The following is a 4,648-nucleotide window of genomic DNA, read 5'->3' as shown; positions in this document are numbered from 1 at the left end:
GGTCGGTGATCAATCACGACCTGACCGCTCGCCTCGCAAGCGCCGTTCCGGCTGCTCGCACCCAGCTGGCCGATGTGCGTGCCGCGGGCGCGGGGCGCCGACGAGTACGCGGGCACGCACTGCCTGACGCTCGCCCGGGCCTCCACCAGGGAGACTCGCGAGACCACCGTCGCCTTCGTGCCGCCACGCGGCGATGAGACGTACTGGTGTGGCGACGTCTACCGCCCGGCCTACCTCCACCGCATCGTCGACGGGACGGCCAGGCCCTGGACCTAACGGCAGCCTGGCTCGTGGTCCAAGCGCAGGAGCAGCTCGGCGAGGTCGATCTGGGCTGTTCGCATTGGTCGGTCGTCTTCTGCGACAATCCGTTCGGTGACAAGCCGGCCGTTGGTGACCTACCCGCGCGCTCCTGACACCGACTCGCGCGCGAGCGACGCGGCCATGCCGGCTGCCCACGTGCGATAACCCCCGTCGAGATTGCGCACCTCTCGCCCCTGCTGGCGCAGGAGCATCGCGGCGAGGTGGCCTCGGATCCCCACGGCGCAATGCACGACCAGCGGTCCGGCGGGCAGATCGGTGATCCGTTCGCGCAATTCGTCGACGGGGATCAGCACGGCGCCCGGGATCGACCCGGCCGCGAACTCGCCCGGCGTGCGGACGTCGATCAGGCTCGCCCCGTCGGCGAGCGCGGCGTCCAACTCGTGCCATTGCACGGTGTCGGACAGGCCGCGCACCTGGTTCTCGTCCACGAAGCCGAGCATGTTGACCGGATCTTTCGCGGAGCCGAACTGCGGCGCATAAGCCAGTTCGAGATCGGCGAGCTCCGCGGCGCGCAGGCCGCCGGCCATCGCCGTCGCGATGATATCGATGCGCTTGTCCACGCCGGCCGTGCCCACGCCCTGGGCGCCCAGGATGGCGTCGTTCGCGGGGTCGACGAGGAGCTTGAGCGCGATCGTGGTCGCTCCCGGGTAGTAGCCGGCGTGGTCGCTGGGGTGCGTGTGGATCGCCCGGTATGGTCGGCCGCTGGCGCGCAGTCGCTTCTCATTCCACCCCGTTGACCCGACCTGGAGCCCGAAGACGCCGACGATGGCGGTGCCGAGCACCGGGCGCACCGCTGCCCCGGCGCCGGCGATGACGTCGGCAACCCGGCGGCCCTGCAGGTTCGCGGTATTGGCCAACGGCACCAGGACGTCGCTGCCGTCCTGCGCATCCTTCTTCACGACGGCATCGCCGACGGCATAGATCGCCGGGTCGCTGGTCCGACAGAACTCGTCCACCACGATTCCGCCCCGCTCCCCCACCTCCAAGCCGGCGGCGGCCGCGAGCCGGCTGTCGGGCCGAACGCCGATGGCCGCGATGACGACGTCGGCAGGCAGCCGGTCGCCGTTGCCCAGGGTGACCCCGGTCGCGTCCACGGCCGCCACCGCCGTATCCAGACGCAGATCGACGCCACGTTCCACCAAGGTGGCGTGGACGGGCGCGACCATCTCCGGGTCCAATGGCGCCAGGCACTGGGCGGTCGCCTCGACGAGCGCGACCTGCAGGCCGCGGTGGACGAGGTTCTCGGCCATCTCAACGCCGATGAAGCCGCCCCCGATCACCACCGCCGTGCGCGCTTCGGCCGTGGCCGCGACCAGGGCGTCGGTGTCCTCGACATCCCGCAGCGCGAGAGCGCGATCGATGCCCGGGATCGGCGGTCGCACCGGGGTCGCGCCCGGGGCGAGGACGAGCGCGTCATACGTCAGTTCGGCGGGCTCTGCTGCGCCGGGCGGCCGGACGGTCACGGTTTTCCGGGACGGATCGAGCGCGATCGCCTCATGGTGAACCCGCACGTCGAGTCCGAAGCGCCGAGCCAATGACTGCGGGGTCTGCAGTAGCAATGCCGACCGCTCCGGGATGACGCCGCCCACGTGATAGGGCAGGCCACAGTTGGCGAAGGAGACGTAGCCGCTGCGTTCGAGGACAATGATTTCCATCGACTCATCGAGCCGGCGCAGACGGGTCGCGGCGGACATCCCGCCGGCCACTCCCCCGATGATGATCGTTCGCATGCCAGTAGCTTTGCATACCCCTATGGGTATTGTGTAGGCGGGTCGCGCGCGCCCTTGCGGCCAGCCGCAGGCGGACCGCGCAGGGGTGTGGCCGCCGTCACGCCCCGGTCCCTACGATGTCTGCCGTGACCGATGACGACCGCACCGTGCCCCCCGCCGACGCTTCGACCGACGCTGCCGCGCCTGGTGCCGACCCGGTGCCTGAGGAAGTCAGCTACGAGGGGCAGTTCTATCCGGCTCGTCCCGCCCGCTTGCGTCCGCGCGCGCGACTTCGGGACCGGCTGTGGCAGCGCAAGGCCAAGCAGCCCGGGTCGCCGACCGGCGACAACCCGGACTATGTCTCCTGGCTGGTCGACGAGTCCATGCTCGCGGACGCGACGACCTTCGCGCGCCAGTTCGCCGGCCAGGGCAGCATGTGGCAGAACCCGTATGCCGCACCCGACCCCCGGGCGGCCATCGACAAGGCTGCCGTGTGGTTCACGGCCTACCCCATCTCGATGATCACCAAGGCCGGGGGGACCTTCCTCGGCACGCTCGGCGACGAGGACCTCTGGTCGGCCTTCGAGTCCATCGGCATCACCGCCATTCACACCGGCCCGGTCAAGCGGGCCGGCGGGATCACCGGCTGGGAGACCACGCCGAGTGTGGACGGCCACTTCGACCGCATTTCCACGCAGTTCGACGACATGTTCGGGACCGAGGACGAGTTCCGCGCGATGTGCGAGGTCGCCGCCGCCCACAACGGCCTGGTCATCGACGACATCGTGCCCGGGCATACCGGCAAGGGTGCCGACTTCCGGCTGGCCGAGATGAAGGTCGGCGACTACCCCGGGATCTATCACATGGTCGAGATCCCCAAGGACGACTGGGGATTGCTTCCCGTGGTCCCCAAGGGTCGCGACTCGGTCAATCTCGACGAGGCGGCGGAGCGGAGCTTGACCGACGCGGGCTACATCGTCGGCGAGATGCAGCGCGTCATCTTCTTCGAGCCCGGCGTCAAGGAGACCAACTGGTCGACCACGGCCGCAGTTCTGGGCCCGGATGGCGAGGAACACCGCTGGGTCTATCTGCACTACTTCAAGGAGGGGCAGCCCTCGCTGAACTGGCTCGACCCCACGTTCGCCGGCATGCGTCTGGTCATCGGCGACGCACTGCATTCTCTGGGCGACCTCGGCAGTGGTGCCTTGCGCCTGGATGCCAACGGCTTCCTCGGCGTCGAGAAGAACGCGACCGGTGGTCCGGCCTGGTCCGAGGGTCACCCGCTCTCGGAGGCTGCGAATCAGCTCATCGCGAGCATGGTGCGCAAGGTCGGCGGCTTCACCTTCCAGGAGCTCAACCTCACCATCGACGACATCAAAAACACCGCCGAGCGTGGCGCCGATCTTTCCTACGACTTCGTCAACCGCCCGGCCTACCACCACGCCATGGCGACCGGCGACACCGAGTTCCTGCGGCTGACCATGCGCACCGCCCAGGCTATGGGTGTCGACACGGTCTCGCTCGTGCATGCCCTGCAGAATCACGACGAGATGACCTATGAGCTCGTTCACTTCGCGACGCTGCATGCGGCTGAGCCCTTCACCTTCCGCCGCAAGGAGATCCTCGGCGCCGATCTGGCGGTACTGATCCGGGCCGAGCTGACTGAGCGGATCGCGGGCGAATCCGGGCCCTACAACGCGCTCTTCACCACCAACGGCATCGCCTCGACCACGGCCTCGATCATCGCGGCGTCGCTCGGGTTCGATGACCTGAGCGCCCTCACTGCCGAGAACATCGAGGCGATCAAGCGGGCCCACCTCTTGCTCGCGATGTATAACGCCTGGCAGCCCGGCGTCTTTGCGCTCTCCGGATGGGACCTGATCGGGGCACTTCCCCTGGAGCGCAAGCAGGTCGCCGCTCTCATCGCCGATGGTGACACCAGGTGGATCCACCGCGGTGCCTACGACTTGCTCGGCTTCCAGCCGGGCGCGACCGAGTCCACCTCGAAGATGCCCAAGGCCCCCGCGCTCTACGGCTCGCTCGCCGAGCAGCTCGCCGACGAGTCCTCCTTCGCCAGCCAACTGCGCGCGATCCTCGCCGTCCGCGCGCGTCATGGCCTGGCGACCGCGCAGCAACTCGACATCCCCGCGGTCTCCAACAAGGGAATGCTGGTCATGGTCCACCGGCTCGCCGAGTCCGACCAGGTCACCGTCCTCAACTTTGCCAACACGACCGTCTCGGGCAGTGTCCGCTCCGATCACCTGCGACCGGGCAGCACCGTTATCGACATGATCACCAGTGCTCCGGTGGGCGAGGTCGACGACCTGCACAGCCTGTATGTCGTTCTTCAGCCCCACGAGGGCCGCTCGCTCCTCGTAGTGCCGCCGGTGGACTGACGCCATCACGGTGCCGCTCAGGTGCCCGTCGCACCGGACCGTGCGGCGGGCATCGTGCGGCTGGTGGCCACCTCGACCTCGTATCGGCTCTGCAGCGCCGGACCCGTGCGGAAGTAGCGGTGCCGCAGCGCGCCTTCGACGCTGACCTGATCGCCCACGGTCAGGCGCTCCGCCCCGCGCCGGGTCGCGGCACTCCAGCAGGCCAACTCGATGGTGTCCACG

The 4,648-nt window shown here is 69.0% G+C and carries 3 protein-coding genes and 1 pseudogene; 2 read left to right on the top strand and 2 right to left on the bottom strand.

The genetic code is table 11. The annotated features are described in order from the left end of the window. Positions 1-78 precede the first annotated feature (78 nt). Positions 79-276 carry a hypothetical protein gene (locus tag PKH97_RS03160; RefSeq protein ID WP_324385950.1) on the top strand — a complete coding sequence of 66 codons (198 nt, stop codon included), beginning with the start codon at positions 79-81 and terminating at the stop codon, positions 274-276. Between the two features lie 119 nt (positions 277-395). Here the strand turns inward: PKH97_RS03160 and PKH97_RS03155 are convergent, their stop codons facing one another. Next, on the bottom strand, positions 396-2,051 hold the full coding sequence (locus tag PKH97_RS03155) for an FAD-dependent oxidoreductase (protein WP_324385949.1): 1,656 nt from the start codon (positions 2,049-2,051) through the stop codon (positions 396-398). 146 nt (positions 2,052-2,197) lie between these two features. On the opposite strand from PKH97_RS03155, the gene treS reads away from it, so the two are divergent. Then, positions 2,198-4,426 carry a maltose alpha-D-glucosyltransferase gene (gene treS / locus PKH97_RS03150; protein WP_324385954.1) on the top strand — a complete coding sequence of 743 codons (2,229 nt, stop codon included), beginning with the start codon at positions 2,198-2,200 and terminating at the stop codon, positions 4,424-4,426. Between the two features lie 17 nt (positions 4,427-4,443). Here treS and PKH97_RS03145 read toward each other — a convergent pair. Further along, positions 4,444-4,648, bottom strand: a pseudogene (locus tag PKH97_RS03145) (hypothetical protein); the annotation flags it as partial.

Origin of the sequence: Nostocoides sp. (assembly GCF_035343835.1) — a bacterium.
GTDB lineage: Bacteria > Actinomycetota > Actinomycetes > Actinomycetales > Dermatophilaceae > Nostocoides_A > Nostocoides_A vanveenii.
The sequence above is the reverse complement of the archived record's forward strand: the minus strand, read 5'-3'. Positions and strand labels throughout refer to the sequence as shown.